The sequence below is a fragment of the Inconstantimicrobium porci genome, assembly GCF_009696465.1.
Taxonomy (GTDB): Bacteria; Bacillota; Clostridia; order Clostridiales; family Clostridiaceae; genus Inconstantimicrobium; species Inconstantimicrobium porci.
Map to the genome: position 1 here is coordinate 45,376 of NZ_VULX01000010.1, position 16,908 is coordinate 62,283.

The following is a 16,908-nucleotide window of genomic DNA, read 5'->3' on the forward strand; positions in this document are numbered from 1 at the left end:
GAGAGCCAGGCTACAGCGAAAGCATGGAAAATATTCGTATGTATAATAAGGATATTGTAAGAGAACTTTCCAGTGCCAAGCTATATTCCAGCAATAATTCTGATATACAGGAGGTTTTCAACAAAATCTCTGACAGCTACAAAATGAAGGAAAGACCAGAGCTATACATGACAGATGAAAAAGGCAATATTTTATGCAGCAATAATAAAACTCCAGTGAATAATATTAATATAAGTGGAAAGAATGAAATAATAGAAATAAATGACAGATATTATATTTGCACTAATATTATGAAGAAGAGTGACTCGAGATATATTGTAGCTGTAAGCAGAGGGTATATTGGTGATGACTTAGATTTAATGGTTATTTGGTTTATTATTTCAATGATAGTGTTCTTTATCATCACATACAGAAAAGTTGATTATCTCAATAAGATTTCTGAGTACGTTAAGAAAATTGCACAAGGAGATTTAAAGACTAGAGTTCCTATTAAATATAATAAGTAGGAAAGCATCATATTTAAAATCAATGATGGATGATTTCTTTTATTATTCAAAGCTCAGCTCAGATGATATTCCTAATAGTCATCAAGGGGTGAAAGACATATGAAGAAACGACTTGGAGAGACCGCAGGGAACGAGGTCGGCTTCGGAATATGTCTTTCATCCTTTTTTAATAATATTGTAAGAGAAAAGATATATTGATATGTTACTATTAATAAAAGGATGCATATAATATATAATCTGCAAATTTTATTAAGAGGGGGCGGTTTAAATGAAAACTAAGTTCAAAGTGTTTATAGCTTCATTTTTAATAATTACTGTTTTTCTTGCAGTCATTCCTAGAAGCGAAAATGAAATAAGAAATATAGAAACATTGAGAGCTTATGCTTCTAATGTTAAAGATATATTATTTATAGGACATAGAGGATTTGTATCAGCTGCTCCCGAAAATACTGTCCCTAGTTATATCATGGCAGGACGTGAGAAATTCTGGGGTGGTGAAACTGATATAAATACAACAAAGGATGGCAAGTGGATTGTCCTTCATGATAACAAGATTGATAGGATGACAAATGGTACAGGAAAAGTAAAAGATCTTACTTTAAAAGAAATAAGAAAATACCACATAAAATGCGGCAGAAACTTAAAACTTTATGGAAAGCTGAAGATTCCTACTTTTGAAGAGTATTTAAAAACATGCAGAGACACAGGCATTGCTCCAGTTATTGAGTTTAAGCCTGACTGTGATATTACAAAGGTAAATGCTGCAGTAGATATAATAAAGCATTATGATATGGTTAAGAAGTGCATCTGCATAAGCTTCAGGCTACCAGTTTTAAAGGAAATTAGAAAAAATGATAAAGACATTAAACTTCAGTGGCTCATAGGATCTGAACTTGACGAAAATCATTTAAGGAATGCATCACAGCTTGGACCTCATGCTGGTATAGATATTAATCAAAAATATTTATCAGAAGCAATGATAAGAAAATGTCATGAGAAGAATCTTGAGGTAAACTGCTGGACTGTTAATGACAAAAAGATGGCATCAAAGTATGCAGACTGGGGTGTGGATTATATAACTTCTGATAAAATAAGTACGTTAAAGAAATAAGTTAGATAGCTGCCTATGTGAAAGGTAATAAGGAGATCTTTTGCAGAAGGCGGCTTTTTTAATCTTTGGAACTAATATTACAATATAAAAATACAAAGGTACTTAAGTAAATTAATATTGCAGTACTAAATAATTATAATATTAAAATTGCATTATTATGATGATTGAGGACATAAGATGCAGCAGATTAGTATGTTACGTTTGAAATTATGTGATAAAATGAAATCAATAAATTAAGTAATGTTAAAAGTGGAGATATTTATGTACAAGATAGAAAATTATAAGAAAAACACTATTACACTTGATGAAATAGAAAAACTATTAAAAATCGATGATTATACAGTCTTGTATGATGAAGTGAATAAGCTTATTGATGAGGGTAGAATAAATATCATAAAAAGCAGCGGAGGAAATGGAAGAAAGCCAGGATTATATATGAAATATCGAATTATAAGGGATGAAGAGGAGCTGAAGCAGTATGTTGATGAGATTGAGTATAAGCTTTCAACTAGATTTGATGTTTCATATTATAGAAATCATTTGAAAAAGTATAAGGAACATAGAAAATATATTCTTATGCTTAATGACTTTATTATTAATAAGAAAGAGAAACTTCAAAATTATATATCAATGAATGAGAGAAGTTTTGAAATATGGCATAGAGAAAAGTTTCTTCAAAAAGAGGAAGGAAAGACGATACTTAAAAACCTCAAGTTTAATATTACAGAATTGAATTTTTATGAAACATCTGAGCCACTTGCTTATTATTCAAAATGTGTAAAGACACCTCAGAATATTCTCATTATTGAAAATAAGGATACATATTATACATTTAGAAAGTATTTAATAAACAATGATGGAAATCTGTTAGGCAAAGAAATTGATACTGTTATTTATGGTGCTGGAAAAAATATAATTAAAGCATTTAATGATTTTGACATTTCAGTTGAGGATTATATTGCAGATAGAAGAAATACTCTATATTATTTTGGCGATCTTGATTATGAAGGGATAATAATATATGAAAGCTTTTTACAAAAGGCAGAGCAGGAATATGATGTATGTCCATTTGTAGAAGGATATATAAAGATGATAGATAAGTATAATAGCGATAAAATTAACCTTCCTGCAACTAAAGAGGGACAGAATAGAAATATAAAGGATAGTTTTCTTGATAGATTTAATGACGAATACAAGAAGAAAATAAAAGATATTCTTGAGGCTGATTTATATATACCTCAGGAAATTATAAATATAGATGATTTATAAAGAAATACAGAAGGAGACATTATGGATTTTAGTTTTTTAGATATGCATCATGTAAGAATGAAGAAAATAGGTGCATTTTCACTGTTATTTAGAAACAGTATATCAAAAGGAACATGGAAAAAGTATGGTTTTATCGAAGGATATGAACAGGACAATATTATATTTGCAGTACTTCTATATATTATGGAGCAGTCTTTAAAGGAAGAAATTGCTACCATTGATTATATAGGAAGTTTTATAGATGAGATAAACTCTTTATATTTAAAGAAACCACTAACATATAATGAATGTAAAGAACTTGCGGAATTTATAGTGAATAATATCCTTTGTGATGAAGGTAAAGCCATGTATTTTAGAACTTTTAATTTTAAAAAGGCAGATTATGAAGATGTTAATATTAGTTTTGTCAAAAATAAAATTGAATATGTTGATGGAGTAAGAAAGGTATCATATTCCCTTACTGAAGAAGGGTATTCACTTCTTCTTTCTACTCTTGAAATTGAAGAAAATTTAAAGGTGACTATCGATGAAATAATATTTAAGATGCATCTTGATAAGGCTTCTTATGATAAAGCTGTTGATGATATAAAGAATATTTTTAATAGTATGAGGATAAGAGTGCAGAGTATGGATGATGCAATAAGAAGGATAAGAGAAAATCCTCTTAGTTATTCTATAGATGATTATAAAAAGATGATGACAGGAAACCTTGAATTAATTAAAAATAGTAAGGAAAAATTTATACTTCACAAGCAGAATATAGATCAGAAGATTAAAGAGTTTACAGAAAAAGATATTCATATAAGTGAACTTACAGATGAAGAAAAAGAAAATTTAAATAACTTAAGGATTATTAATAAGTATCTTGGACGTACAATAGATGAAGATCAGAGAATAATGAAAAAACATTTTAGTCTTAAAGAGATTTATGGAAAAGAGCTTGAGAACATATCAAAGATGTCACTTATCGAAAGGTTTAACTTTAAGACGGAAGTATATAATAGAATACTTGATAATGCAAATCTTCTGGAAAATGTTGATGATATTTTAAGACCGCTATTTATAATGGACCCAGTAAAGAGATACAACATAAATAAATCACTGGAGTATCAGAAAAGCATTAAAAATGAGTCAGTAGAAGAAGATGAACTTCTAACATTTGATGAAAAAGATATGATAGAAGAAGAAAACAGAAAGAAAATAGAAAGACTTAAAAAATATAAAAAGGTTATTGAAATAATACTCATGTTTGCAGTTAAAAAGAATAGCATTACGCTTAATGAGATAAATAATATGATAAGTGAAAATGAAAGCTTGAAAGAAAACCTTATTCCTGATGTAAGAATTTTTAGAGAAGTTATAATTGAAATGCTTAAAAATGGATGCGTAGATATTGAAGAGGTCAAAGAAGAAAGAAAAAATACTGTTGAAAGTGAAGAATTTGATTTTCAGCTTAATAAGAGCATTGTAGAAGCAGTTGATGAGAATAGAAGTCTTATGAGAATTAAGAAATTTTATGCATTAAAATGTAAAGACGATACAGATGTTGTGCTTAAGAATGTTAAAGATGAGAATGGTAAATATAGAAATTTTATATGTAGTAATGTTGTATTTAGAGTTGAAGAAGGGAGCATTATATAAAAATGGGCTACTCAATAGATGAAATTAATGTGAGCAATAAGATATTTTATTATCTTCTTAAAAATGGCGAGCTTAGTGAAAGTGAACAGGATTTATATAAATCATATTGTGAAAATGAACATATAACAGAGCTTGTTAAGAATCTTGGTGAAGCTTCTGAAGTATACATAAAAAAGTACGGGGGAGTTATATATCTCATACCTAAGGAGGAGAATGATTTTCTTGGTTATTCAAAAGGAGAACTGAAAAAACTTTTGTGCAAATCAGGAGCTAATGACAAGGATTACTACCTTTCACAGTTTGTAATTCTGACACTTCTTGTAACTTTTTATAGTTCACAGGGGATTACGAGTAAATGCAGGGATTATATTAAGGTTGGTGAATTCCTTAATATAATAACTGACAGACTGACTGAAGGAGCAAAGAGATGCGAGGAAAGCGAAAAAAATACTGATGGCATTGCTTTTCAGAATATACTTGAAAGATTTGAAGCACTTAAAAGCAGCGATAAGAAGACTACTGCCAAAACTACGAAGGAAGGTTTTATCAACACAATATTAAAATTTCTTGATGACCAGGGACTTATTTACTATATACAGAATGATGATATGATAAAACCAACTAAAAAACTTGATTCATTTATGGATTGGAATATTCTTAATAAGAATAATTATAAGAGAGTACTTAAGGCTCTTGGGGAGGAAAGCAATGAGCAGGATAAATAAATATAGATTTGTAAACTTAAATTATAATAATAACTCAATGAAGATAGATGATGAAAGCTTTTTCCTTGACTGCGAAAATACAATGTTTAATTTGAGAAATGGTGGAGGAAAATCTGTACTTGTGCAGATGATGATGGCTCCTTTTGTACATAAAAGATATAGAGATTTTAAGGATAGACCTTTTGAAAGTTATTTTACATCTAATATTCCAACATATATCATGGCAGAATGGAAACTTGAAAATGAGGCTGGATATGTTCTTACAGGAATGATGGTGAGAAAAAGAGAAGTTCAGTCTGATGAGGATTCAAAAGAAAAGCTGGATATAATTAATTTTATAAGCGAATATAGAATAAAGAATAATTGTGATATTGATAGTTTAAAGATTGTAGAAGAAATTAATGGACACAAAGCTGTAAAAAGTTATGCAAATGCAAAAAAATTATTTGAGGAACTTAAAAAAAATCCTGATGTGAAATTCAGTTATTTTGATATGTCTAATTCTGCAACAAGCAAAGCATATTTTGATAAGCTGCTAACTTATAAGATTAATTATAAAGAGTGGGAAAATGTAATCAAAAAGATTAATCTTAAAGAATCAGGTCTCTCTGAACTTTTTGCAAATGCAAAAAATGTAGAAGGTCTTATGAAGGAATGGTTTCTGCCAGCCATTGAAAACAAGCTTAATAAAGATGAAGATAGGATTAAAAACTTTAGGGAGATTATTTCTGATTATATAATTCAGTACAAGGAAAATAAGCACAGCATTGATAAAAAAGCAAAGATGGAGTTGTTCTGTAAATTATCAGGTAACCTTTATGATGAGTGTGATAAATATATTGAAACTATTGAAAAAAGAGAAGAACTTGAAAATGTAATGGCTAATGATATTGCATATTTAAAGCAGAGCAAGCTAAATTACGAATCAGAACAACAGGAATTAGATAAGGATTGTGAAGCATTAAATGATGCATTAAAGGAACTTATGTATGAGGAAAAATCTCTTGAAATTTATGAAGAAGAAGATAAAAGAGATGATATAGAAAGAAAGCTTGAAGATTTAAAGAATTACTTAGACAGTCTTAAGTCAAAAAAAGAGGAGTTAAGTAAAAAACTTAATGTTTTAAGATGCGCTAAAATTCACAAAGAATATATGGAAAGATCTCAGGAATGTCAGGATTATGAGAATAGACTGAAGGTATTAAACAGCAGAAACAAAGATTTTGCACCAAGAATAAATGATTTAGGGTATTCTATAAAAAGTATTTTAACAAAAGAGCTTTTATTAGCAGAGAATGAGCAGCATCAAAATGAAGATTTAAAGAAATCATTAATTGAAGAAAAGAAGAAAATTGAGATTTCTATAGAAGATAATAATAAAACAATACGTGCAATGTCTAAAGATGAAGGAGATTTAAGCAGCAGTATAAGATATTTTGACAAAGAGCAGGATAGCTTTAATAAAAAATATAATGAAAATCTAATTAGAAATATTGAAGGTTATTTTAATGATCATGATATATTTGAATTAGACAAGGAAATTACTGATTCCAGTGCAAAATTTGAGGAAAGCAAAAAAGCAGTAAATGAGAATATATTTGAATTAGAGGAAGAGTTAAAAAGTGTTACAAGGCAGAAAGAAACAGCATCAAACAAGAGTGTACAGATAGATAGAGATCTTAAGTACAAAAATGAACAGGCTGAAAAATATGATGAAGATATTGAAAAGAGAAAAGAGATAATTAAATATGTTGATCTTAATGAATCATATGTATTTGATACTGATAAAATAAGAGAGCTTTTTTATCGAAAGATTGCAGATATAAAGGAAGAAGAAAATAAGCTTAGAATATTGCTTGAAAAGAAGAAAGAGGAACTTTTAAATCTTGAAAGTGGCAAGGTGCTTAAGCTTCCAAAGGATGTAGAAAAAGAACTTAAAAAACGTGATATCAATATAATTTACGGTATGGACTGGCTTAGAAGCAATAGTTATAGTGAAGCTGAAAATAAAAGATTTATAGAAAGAAATCCTTTTATACCTTATTCCCTTGTTATGAATGAATCTGATATAAATGTTTTGAAGGATAATCCGATAAACTGCTATACATCCGCACCAATATCAATTATACGAAGAGAAAAACTGACTGATTCTTTAAAGGATAATAGTGAGATTATCACAAGCATAAATGGAGTTGAGTTCTTAATTTCATTTAATGATAAGCTGTTAAATCAGAAGGAACTTAAAAACCTTATAAACTCAAAGAAAGATGAAATAGTAAAAATAGAAAATGATATTAGTGTAAAAGAAGATTCTATAATGTTTTATGAAGAAAAGAAGAATATCATTGAAAAGTCAGATATTACATTAGAAAAGTACAATAATCTTAAGGAAACAATAAAAAGCCTTAAAGATGAACTAGATAATACAAAGTCTGATTTAATAACTTATGAAAAGAAAAGGCAGGAAATTAATTCTAAGATTAATGATGGAAATAATGAAATTAAAAAGCTAGAGAAAGAAATTGAAAGATATAAGAATAAACGTGAAGCTTATGACAATTTAATTGCTTCTTATAATATTTATAAAGAAAATAAGCAGAAGCTTGATAACGTTAAAGATATTATATCAGCATGCAAGAATTCAATAAGCAACTTAAAGAAAGACAAAGATAAGAATGAAGAATCTTCTAGAGAATGTGACGAAAAAATAATTCATAATAGAGAAAATATAAAAGCTATAAATGATGATATGGCTGTTTATAACATGTACACTAGTGGTAATATAATTGAAAAAGATACTGAAGATTTAAAAGCTGAGTATGCTTCACTTACTAAGAAGATTTCTGAATCTGAAAATGAATTAAAAGAAAAAATAAAAATTAGTAGTAAAAAGTTTAAAGATACAGAACTGGAACTTATAGCAAAATCTAAAAAATATGGTATTAAAGATAGTGAGTATACAGCTGTTTTATATGATGTATACAAGGAAAATGAAGCTGAAGATAATCTTTCTCTTTGTGAAAAAGATATTGTTAAAACAAACGATGATATATCACCATTGAATGGTGAACTTAAGTTTATAAATAAGACTTTAACAAAATGTTATAAAGATTTAAAAAATAATTTCGGATATGATACTGCTAAAGACAGAAGTTTAATATTTAATAAAAATTATAAGGAGGAAGAAGCTTCAGTAGAGTTTAAAATTAAAAACAACAGACAAAAATCACTGGAAGTAGCCGATATATTATCAAAGATAAGTAGTTCATTAAGCAGTGTAAGTGAATATGGAAGTCTGTTAATTAAAGAGAATATAGACACATTTATAAAGATATCAGATTTAGATGAAACTTTAGGAAAGCTTAAAAGAGATTTATCAAAACTTAAAGAAGATGAGTCAAAGAATGAAAATAGCCTGCAAAGAGCTGTGTATAAAGTTCAAATAAATGATGAGTTCAAAGATGAGGTTTTCTTTAAAGAGCCTATAGATACACTTTTAGCAATTGTTTCAAAGCCATATGAGTTTAAGGAACAGCTTACAATGCTAAATGATTCTTACAATAAGCTTATGGAAAAATTAAGCTATGATATCGAGCTTATTGAAAAAGAAGAAGCTAATGTTTTAGAAAATCTATTAGATTATATTAAGACAATACATGAAAATATATCTAAACTTGATGACAATTCAAGCATTACTATTAAAGATAAGAGAATAAAAATGCTTAATATAATTGTGCCAGAGTGGCAGGAAAATGATGATTTATACAAAGTAAAACTTAGAGAGTATATTGAACAGCTTAGAAACCAATGTGTTATAACTCTTGAAAATAATGAAAGCATTGAGGAACTTATAAGTAACAACATCAATACATCTAAACTTTATGATGAGGTGGTTTCCCTTTCTACAATTAATATTAAACTTTACAAAATTGAAGAAGATAAACAGAGACCAATAAGCTGGAATGAAGTATCTTCAAATTCAGGCGGTGAAGGTTTCCTTTCTGCATTTGTTATTTTATCAAGTCTTCTTTCATATATGAGAAAAGATGATAGCGATGTATTCAGCAGAAGAGAGGAAGGAAAGGTGCTGATAATGGATAATCCATTTGCTCAGACAAATGCGGCACATCTGCTTAAACCGCTTATGGAAGTTGCAAAGAAGAGCAATACACAGCTTATATGCCTTACTGGACTAGGTGGAGATTCAATATATAATAGGTTTGATAATATTTACGTTTTAAAGCTGATTTCATCAAAGATTAAAAATGGTATGAAGTACTTAAAAGGTGAACATGCAAAGGGTAATGATGAAGCAGAATATGACATTGAAATGATGGAGTCATCAAGATTTAAGATAGAAGATATGGAACAGACCAGACTATTTTGATAGATTAGAGATATGAGAGAAGAGATTAGAGAAAAGGAAAAAATTTATTCGCTATGCTTATAAATTTCTAATTCAAATGGAGGATGCTCCTCCATGCCTTCTGTGGGATTGCTGGACGCAATTCCACCTGTGGCTTTTTCAGGTGGAAGGTGATTGTTTTGAGAATTGTTCAATAATTCAGTGATAGTGAGTGTTCTAATTGATAATTTTTATGCTTTGCATGGCCAAGCATGTAATTGAAATTTTATATTTAAATATTAAATAGCGATATATGTTATAATAAGTTAAATAACTAAAAAGATGTAAGTGGGGACTAAAATATGAAGTGTAAGGTGTCTGTTATTATTCCTGTATATAACAGTGAAAAATATCTTAAAAGGGTAATTTTATCATTAAAGGAACAGACGTTAAAGGAGATGGAATTCATTTTTGTCGATGACTGCTCTACTGATAATAGTCTTAATATTTTATATGAATTTGAAAAAATAGATCCAGAAAGAGTGCTTGTAATTAAGCTTGATGAAAATCTGGGACCAGGTGGTGCGAGAAATGCAGCACTACAGTATACTAGTGGCGAGTATATAGCCTTTGCTGACAGTGATGATTATATGGATAAAAATACGTATGAGCTTATGTATGAGAAGGCTAAGGAAGATGATTATGATATTGTGGACTGTGGCTACTACAGTGAGAGAAAAAACAAAGATATGTACTTGTGGAATAAAAGCATGGAGGGAGAAGTAACTTTAGAGAAGAGAGTTATGATGTTTATTACATGTGGATTCCTCTGGTCAAAGCTTTATAAGAGCGATGTAATAAGAAATAGCGGTATACAGTTTATTGAAAGACTGCAGTATGAAGATGTGGACTTTCTTAATAGACTATACTGTAGAATACATAAGGTGGGTATATTAGACAAGCCATTATATCATTATTGTAATAACGAAGACTCATTTACTAACAAGGGAAAAAGGAATGGTTTTTTTAAGATTAATGATATTTTCAGCAGTAAGTATCTAGACAATATGAGAAGGGAAAATAAGTTTGAAATTTTAAGACCAGTTATTGAAAATGTTGTTTTAGGTATATGGTTTGACATGTTTAAAACATATGTAGCAGTGGAAAATAAAAATATGGATGATTTCCTAAAAATAATTGATAAGGAAATCAAAAAATATATTCCTGATTATGGTCATAATCTGTTCTTTGAAGAGCAGGCAAAAAAGGATAAGGTTAAAGCGGCTTTTCTTATGAACTGCTATGATAGAAATAAAGCTAAGAGATTAATAGATGCTATATCAGTATGATTTTAAAATATATAATTATTGATACAATGTCTAGTATATGGTTATAATATAGTATGTTGTTAAAATAAGGAGTGGTTATAAATGATTATAAAAATGACTAAATCCTGCCCTCATAATGTAGATACAATAGTAACTTTTACAAAGTTTGATACTGCACCAAAGTTTACTTGCCCTACATTACAGAAGATATATGATGAATATTACGGAAACGATGATACTTCATTAAAAGCAGGAGAAATAAAATATAGAAGAATTAAAATTGGTGAAGAGTTCAGAAACCTTCTTATAGTAGGTTTTGATTGTCATAGAGAAGATGCTTTTGCTTTCTTCAGAAAGACTGTATTAAAATTAGGTTCAAAATTAAAAGAAATAAATTCTAAGGCGGCTTTTATAGACAAGCTTACTGAACTTGTGTTTACTGACGACAAAGAAGAAATCGTTAAGCAGTTTGCTATGACTATGCCTATGAGTGAGTATACTTTTGATAAATACATATTAGACAAAAAGGACAAGCAGGAAAAAGAAATTTATATATATGGTGATTATGTTGAGGCATTAGAAGAAGCTAACAACATAGCTGAAGGAATAAAGATTTCAAAAGACCTTGTAAATGAACCTGCAAACGTGCTTACTCCAGCAGAACTTGCAGAAAGAACTGTTCACCTAGGTACTAAGTATGGATTTGATGTTAAAGTTTATTCAAAAGAAGAATGTGAAGCTTTAGGAATGAGCGCATTCTTAGCAGTTGCATCTGCAAGCGTTAATGAACCTAAGTTCATTGTTATGAAATATAAAGGATTAGACAGCGATTCTTACGAAGGAATAATTGGTAAAGGATTATGCTACGATTCAGGCGGATTATTCTTAAAGCCAGGCAGAAGCATGGTTGAAGAAAAGAGTGATATGGCTGGAGCTGCATCTGTTATTGGAGCAATGTGTGCAATGGCAGCTAACAAGGTTAAGAAGAATATCGTAGCAGTAGTTGCTGCATGTGAAAACATGGTTGATGGCAAAGGCTACAGAAATGGCGATATCCTAAGCACTATGAACGGCAAGTCTGTATTTATCGGTAGCACTGATGCTGAAGGAAGACTTACTATGGCTGATGCTCTTACTTACCTTGTAAGAAAAGAAAATGTAGACAGCATAGTAGAATTTTCAACTTTAACTGGGTCTTGTGCAAACTTCTTTGGTGATGTATGTGCAGCAGTTTTAACTACTGATGATGATATGTATGAAAAGATGGTATCAAAGAGCACATTGACAGGGGAAAAGTATTGGAGAATGCCAGTATTTGATGAGTATAAGGAAATGATAAAATCAGATATAGCTGATCTTAAGAACAAATCAGTTTCAGCAGCTGGAATATGCGCAGGATTATTCCTTGATCAGTTTAAGGAAGACAAGAAATTCATGCATGTTGATATAGCAGGAGTTGCCTTCACAAATGCCAAAGGTGGTTCAGGCTTCGGAGTTAAATCAATATATTATTATTTTAATAGATAATAATTAAAGTAATTTGATATTTTAAAATTAAAATATTTATATACTAAAAGAACAAAGTACTTTGATGTTATATGATTATAGTATTAAAGTACTTTTCTTATATATAGGGGGCTTTTATGTTTAATGTACTTATAGTCGATGATGAAGTTGAAATAAATGAACTTATAGAAGTATATCTTAAAAGTGACGGCTACAATATATTAAAAGCATATAATGGTGAAGATGCTTTAAAAATAGTTAATGAGCAGAAGGTGGATTTAATAATTCTTGACGTTATGATGCCTAAAATAAATGGATTTGATGTCTGCATGAAGATAAGAAAGGATTATAACATACCCATTATTATGGTCAGCGCTAAGAGTCAGGATATTGATAAAATTCAGGGGCTTTCACTTGGTGCAGATGATTATATTACAAAACCATTTAATCCTTTGGAATTATCAGCAAGAGTTAAAGCGCAGATCAGAAGAAGATATTATCTAGATAGAGATGCAAAAGAAAAAGATGATAATGTAATAGAAATCAAGGGAATAAGCATAAATAAAGAAAAACATAAGGTGTATCTTTATGGAGAGCAATTAAAGCTAACGCCTAAGGAATATGATATTCTCCTGCTTTTATGTTCAAACCCTGGAAAAGTGTTTAATGCTGAAGATATTTTTAAAAGTGTGTGGAAGGAAAAATATTTTGAAGCCAATAATACTGTAATGGTTCATATATGGAGACTTAGAGAAAAGATTGAGGAAGATGCAAAGAATCCAAAAATATTAGAAACTGTATGGGGAGTTGGATATAAAATTGAAAATTAAGTTTAAAATACTATTCAACTTCTTTATTTCTGCAGTATTATCATTAATCATAAGTTTATTTCTATATTTTGGAGCTATTTTCCTGCTTCATAAATGCAGTAACAAACTGTATATGAAGTTTATTAATGAATATAACACTAACGTATATGCTATGCTTCTATTTACTTTAAGCATGCTTTTAATCTTTATAATCATAATGTGTATGATTTTCTTCAAGCGCATGGACAGCATAACAGATTATATTGAAGAAATAACAGAAAAGGTTAATGAGGCAGCACAGGGAGATTTAGATATACAGATTTCAAAGCGCGGAAATAATGAATTAAGCAATCTTTCTGAAAATATCAATAACATGGCTGACAGCATAAAGAAATTAATTGCCAGGGAGAGATTATGGGAGAAGCAGAAGAATAATATGATTACAAACCTGTCACATGATTTAAGAACACCGCTGACTTCCATTCTTGGCTTTTTAGAAATAATCGCAAGTAAAAAATATACTGATGAAAAGGAGCTTGATCATTATATTAAAATCGTCCTAAGTAAATCAAAAGAGCTTGAAGAATCAGTTAATCAGCTTTTTGAGTTCACCAAAATATCTAATGGTGATATAAAACTTAATTTAGCTGAGCTTGATGCTGGTGAATTGATAAGTCAGAGCTTAATTGGTTTTATGCCGGATTTTGAAAAAGAAAATATGACATACGAGATTCATGCAGCAAAGGAGCATATTAAAATTTATGCAGATCCGCTTTTTATGGTGAGAGTATTTAATAACCTTACTTCAAACTGTATCAAGTATGGAAGTTCTGGCAGGAAATTAGATATTTATATCAGTGAAACAACTGAAGGTAAAGTGCAGATTATTTTTAGAAACTATGGAGATATGATAGATGCTAAAGATATAGGTACTTTATTTAACAGACTTTATAGAGCAGAGAAGACATGTGAAAAAAGAGAAGGTACAGGTCTTGGACTAGCCATAGTTAAAGCTGTAGTTGAGCTTCATAACGGCAGCATTGAAGTAACAAGCAGTAAGAAAAAAACAGATTTTATAATAGAAATTGCAAATTGTAAGGTAATGTTATAATTTTCGTAAGAAAAAGTTTAGATTTAAAAAGAGAAAAATTTGTATCATAAATACATAAGATTCAGGGAGGATTATGTATTTATGAATATAAGAATTAATAATTTGTCAAAAGAATATGCAAAGGGCGTATTTGCATTAAAGAACATTGATTTAGAATTAGAAAATGGTGTTATTGGTCTGTTAGGACAAAATGGCGCTGGCAAATCCACATTAATGAGAATTTTATCTACGATAATGAAGCCAAGCTCTGGAAGTGTATCAGTAGATGATGTAGATATATTAAAAAATGAAGACTATTTGAAACATATCTTAGGCTATCTGCCACAGAATTTTGGGATTTATCCAAATTTAAGTGCAAGAGAATTTCTTGAGTATATAGCAGCTGTAAAGGGAATGAGTAAAAAGGCTGCTAAAAAGAGAATTAATGAACTTTTGGAGCTATTAAATCTTCACGATGTAGCAGATAGTCCTCTTAAGAGCTATTCTGGAGGGATGAAACAAAGAGTTGGTATTGCACAATCTCTTTTAAATGATCCTAAATTTCTAATACTTGATGAACCTACAGTAGGATTAGATCCAGAAGAACGTGCCAATATTAGAAATATCATATCTGAAATATCAAATAATAGAATTATTCTTTATTCAACACATATAGTCACAGATATAGAGTCTATAGCTGATAAAATTGCCATTATGAAGAAGGGCAGTTTAAAGTGTTATGATTCTATAGAAAATTTAATAAATTCAGTTCGAGGGATGGTTTGGAAGGAAACTATTCCATATAGTGAGTTAAATACTTTCCGTATGAAGTATGTAGTCAGCAGTATAAATAGGATTGGCGACAATGTAGAAGTAAGGGTGATTTCTGATAACATGCCTATGAAATATGCAGTAAAAGTTGAACCACGTTTAGAGGATGCATACATGTATTACTGCCACTTCAAGGACAGAGGTGATATGTAATGAGAACAATACTAAGTGTTGCCAAAGCTGATTTTAAAGAAAGAGTAAGAAGCTTTAAATATCTATGTGTTCTTATTTTAATCATGATATTATGCTTTTTATTTATTGCACCCAAAAATGCAGAATATATAACAAATTATATGCAGGTGGGAAAGACAATTTACAGAGGAATATATAACTCAGAGTGGATTGGAGCAATGATTGCCCTTGTGATTTCAGTGTTTTTATCATTGTTTGGCTTTTATCTTGTACGTGGAAATATTGAACATGACAGAATAACTGGTGTTAATGAAATCCTTGGTACAGCATCAGTTAAAAAGTCTGCATATCTTACAGGCAAGTTTCTTAGCAGCCTTCTAGTTTTAATAACTATAGTATTAAGCTGTGTTATGTCATCTATTCTAGTGCAGATTGTAAGAGGTGAATCTTATAAAATAAACTTTATATCAATTATCAAGCCAATATTAGTTATAGTATTTCCTGTTATTTGTGTAACAGCGGCTATGGCTGTTTTATTTGAATGTATAAGTTTTTTACGAGGAAGTATGGGCAATATAGCTTATTTTCTATGTTATATGGTATCTTATATATTTGGTATGGAAAATCTTGCTAATAACAAAGAGAATTTATTAAATAAAGATTTCTTTGGCATTGGTATTCTTATAAAAGCCATGATTAATGGCATAAAGTCTATTCATCCATCAATAACATCAAATATGATTGAGCTGTTTGGAGATAAGAATAATGCAGAGATAAATTATATTGTATGGCATGGAATGAGCTTTGACATGCAAATCATAAAAATCAGACTACTTTATCTAGCAGCAGCAATAGTGATAATAATGATAAGCTGCCTTGTATTTAGAGGATTTTATGAAAAGTCTCATAAAAAGAGCATTATATCTATGGGAAAGAATAAGAATAAATTAATCAATAATAAGTTTGTGCAAAAGAATAAAGTTAATATATTAGGCAGGTTAAGTGATGCTGACTTTAAGTATAGTGTTCTCTTAAATATAAGCTGTGAGATAAAGCTGATTCTTAAGAATAGAAGTGTCTTATTAATACTGGCAGTTATCTTTCTGTTTTTCTTAGAGGTTTTACTGCCTGTTAGTAAAATTGAAAAATACATTCTTCCTATATCATCACTGCTGCCACTAGGCTTTATAGCTGAATCATCAGTTAAGGATAGAAAGAATAATGTGCTACAGCTTATCAAAAGCTGTGAAAACTACAAGCACTATTGGTTTGTTTCTTTTATTTCAGTTGTAATTGTAGATCTTGTTGTGCAGAGTGGAATACTACTAAAGCTGCTGCTTGAAGGACAAATCGCTGTATTATGTTCATTTATATCAGGTATTGCAGGTGTTTGTGGACTAGCTTTTCTTCTTGCTGCATTGTTAAGCAATGAAAGATTGTTTGAAATTATCTATATACTTTTATGGTATTTTGGAGTGATGAACAAAATTGATTATCTTGACTTTACAGGTTTTGCCGCAAAAGGTGATATCAAAATGCTGATTGTATATATAATTGCAGCTGCAGTTTTTACAATGTTAACAAAAATAATTAGAAAATATAAGGAAGTGTAGAT

The 16,908-nt window shown here is 29.7% G+C and carries 12 protein-coding genes; all 12 read left to right on the plus strand.

Annotated features, from left to right (window positions below):
- Positions 1 to 23 precede the first annotated feature (23 nt).
- Positions 24 to 506, plus strand: coding sequence for a HAMP domain-containing protein (locus tag FYJ33_RS08315; RefSeq protein ID WP_154531293.1), 483 nt, complete (start codon positions 24 to 26; stop codon positions 504 to 506).
- A gap of 268 nt (positions 507 to 774) precedes the next feature.
- Positions 775 to 1,617 carry a glycerophosphodiester phosphodiesterase family protein gene (locus tag FYJ33_RS08320; protein ID WP_154531294.1) on the plus strand — a complete coding sequence of 281 codons (843 nt, stop codon included), beginning with the start codon at positions 775 to 777 and terminating at the stop codon, positions 1,615 to 1,617.
- Positions 1,618 to 1,878: 261 nt separating this feature from the next.
- Positions 1,879 to 2,886, plus strand: coding sequence for a Wadjet anti-phage system protein JetD domain-containing protein (locus FYJ33_RS08325; protein WP_154531295.1), 1,008 nt, complete (start codon positions 1,879 to 1,881; stop codon positions 2,884 to 2,886).
- 21 nt (positions 2,887 to 2,907) lie between these two features.
- Positions 2,908 to 4,527 carry a hypothetical protein gene (locus tag FYJ33_RS08330; RefSeq protein ID WP_154531296.1) on the plus strand — a complete coding sequence of 540 codons (1,620 nt, stop codon included), beginning with the start codon at positions 2,908 to 2,910 and terminating at the stop codon, positions 4,525 to 4,527.
- Between the two features lie 2 nt (positions 4,528 to 4,529).
- Positions 4,530 to 5,252, plus strand: coding sequence for a DUF6063 family protein (locus FYJ33_RS08335; protein WP_154531297.1), 723 nt, complete (start codon positions 4,530 to 4,532; stop codon positions 5,250 to 5,252).
- Entirely contained in the window at positions 5,236 to 9,639 is a 4,404-nt protein-coding gene (locus FYJ33_RS08340) for a hypothetical protein (protein ID WP_154531298.1), read from the plus strand. The genes FYJ33_RS08335 and FYJ33_RS08340 overlap by 17 nt, the downstream gene beginning before the upstream one ends.
- A 320-nt stretch (positions 9,640 to 9,959) precedes the next feature.
- The gene (locus FYJ33_RS08345) at positions 9,960 to 10,946 is read left to right on the plus strand and encodes a glycosyltransferase family 2 protein (RefSeq protein ID WP_154531299.1); all 987 of its coding nucleotides are present in this window, start codon (positions 9,960 to 9,962) and stop codon (positions 10,944 to 10,946) included.
- Between the two features lie 81 nt (positions 10,947 to 11,027).
- Positions 11,028 to 12,452, plus strand: a complete 1,425-nt coding sequence (locus FYJ33_RS08350) for a leucyl aminopeptidase family protein (protein WP_154531300.1) — start codon at positions 11,028 to 11,030, stop codon at positions 12,450 to 12,452.
- A gap of 116 nt (positions 12,453 to 12,568) precedes the next feature.
- Entirely contained in the window at positions 12,569 to 13,261 is a 693-nt protein-coding gene (locus FYJ33_RS08355; protein ID WP_154531301.1) for a response regulator transcription factor, read from the plus strand.
- On the plus strand, positions 13,251 to 14,351 hold the full coding sequence (locus FYJ33_RS08360) for a sensor histidine kinase (protein ID WP_235900807.1): 1,101 nt from the start codon (positions 13,251 to 13,253) through the stop codon (positions 14,349 to 14,351). Before FYJ33_RS08355 ends, FYJ33_RS08360 begins: the two co-directional genes overlap by 11 nt.
- A gap of 81 nt (positions 14,352 to 14,432) precedes the next feature.
- The gene (locus FYJ33_RS08365; RefSeq protein ID WP_154531303.1) at positions 14,433 to 15,314 is read left to right on the plus strand and encodes an ABC transporter ATP-binding protein; all 882 of its coding nucleotides are present in this window, start codon (positions 14,433 to 14,435) and stop codon (positions 15,312 to 15,314) included.
- Positions 15,314 to 16,906 carry a hypothetical protein gene (locus FYJ33_RS08370; protein WP_154531304.1) on the plus strand — a complete coding sequence of 531 codons (1,593 nt, stop codon included), beginning with the start codon at positions 15,314 to 15,316 and terminating at the stop codon, positions 16,904 to 16,906. Before FYJ33_RS08365 ends, FYJ33_RS08370 begins: the two co-directional genes overlap by 1 nt.
- The last annotated feature ends 2 nt before the right edge of the window (positions 16,907 to 16,908 follow it).

Excerpts from the sequence above, each read along its gene's own strand:
- FYJ33_RS08355 (WP_154531301.1), top strand. The coding sequence starts at position 12,569 with ATGTTTAATGTACTTATAGTCGATGATGAAGTTGAAATAAATGAACTT.
- FYJ33_RS08350 (WP_154531300.1), top strand. The coding sequence starts at position 11,028 with ATGATTATAAAAATGACTAAATCCTGCCCTCATAATGTAGATACAATA.
- FYJ33_RS08370 (WP_154531304.1), top strand. The coding sequence starts at position 15,314 with ATGAGAACAATACTAAGTGTTGCCAAAGCTGATTTTAAAGAAAGAGTA.
- FYJ33_RS08320 (WP_154531294.1), top strand. The coding sequence starts at position 775 with ATGAAAACTAAGTTCAAAGTGTTTATAGCTTCATTTTTAATAATTACT.
- FYJ33_RS08330 (WP_154531296.1), top strand. The coding sequence starts at position 2,908 with ATGGATTTTAGTTTTTTAGATATGCATCATGTAAGAATGAAGAAAATA.
- FYJ33_RS08315 (WP_154531293.1), top strand. The coding sequence starts at position 24 with ATGGAAAATATTCGTATGTATAATAAGGATATTGTAAGAGAACTTTCC.
- FYJ33_RS08335 (WP_154531297.1), top strand. The coding sequence starts at position 4,530 with ATGGGCTACTCAATAGATGAAATTAATGTGAGCAATAAGATATTTTAT.
- FYJ33_RS08325 (WP_154531295.1), top strand. The coding sequence starts at position 1,879 with ATGTACAAGATAGAAAATTATAAGAAAAACACTATTACACTTGATGAA.
- FYJ33_RS08345 (WP_154531299.1), top strand. The coding sequence starts at position 9,960 with ATGAAGTGTAAGGTGTCTGTTATTATTCCTGTATATAACAGTGAAAAA.
- FYJ33_RS08365 (WP_154531303.1), top strand. The coding sequence starts at position 14,433 with ATGAATATAAGAATTAATAATTTGTCAAAAGAATATGCAAAGGGCGTA.
- FYJ33_RS08340 (WP_154531298.1), top strand. The coding sequence starts at position 5,236 with ATGAGCAGGATAAATAAATATAGATTTGTAAACTTAAATTATAATAAT.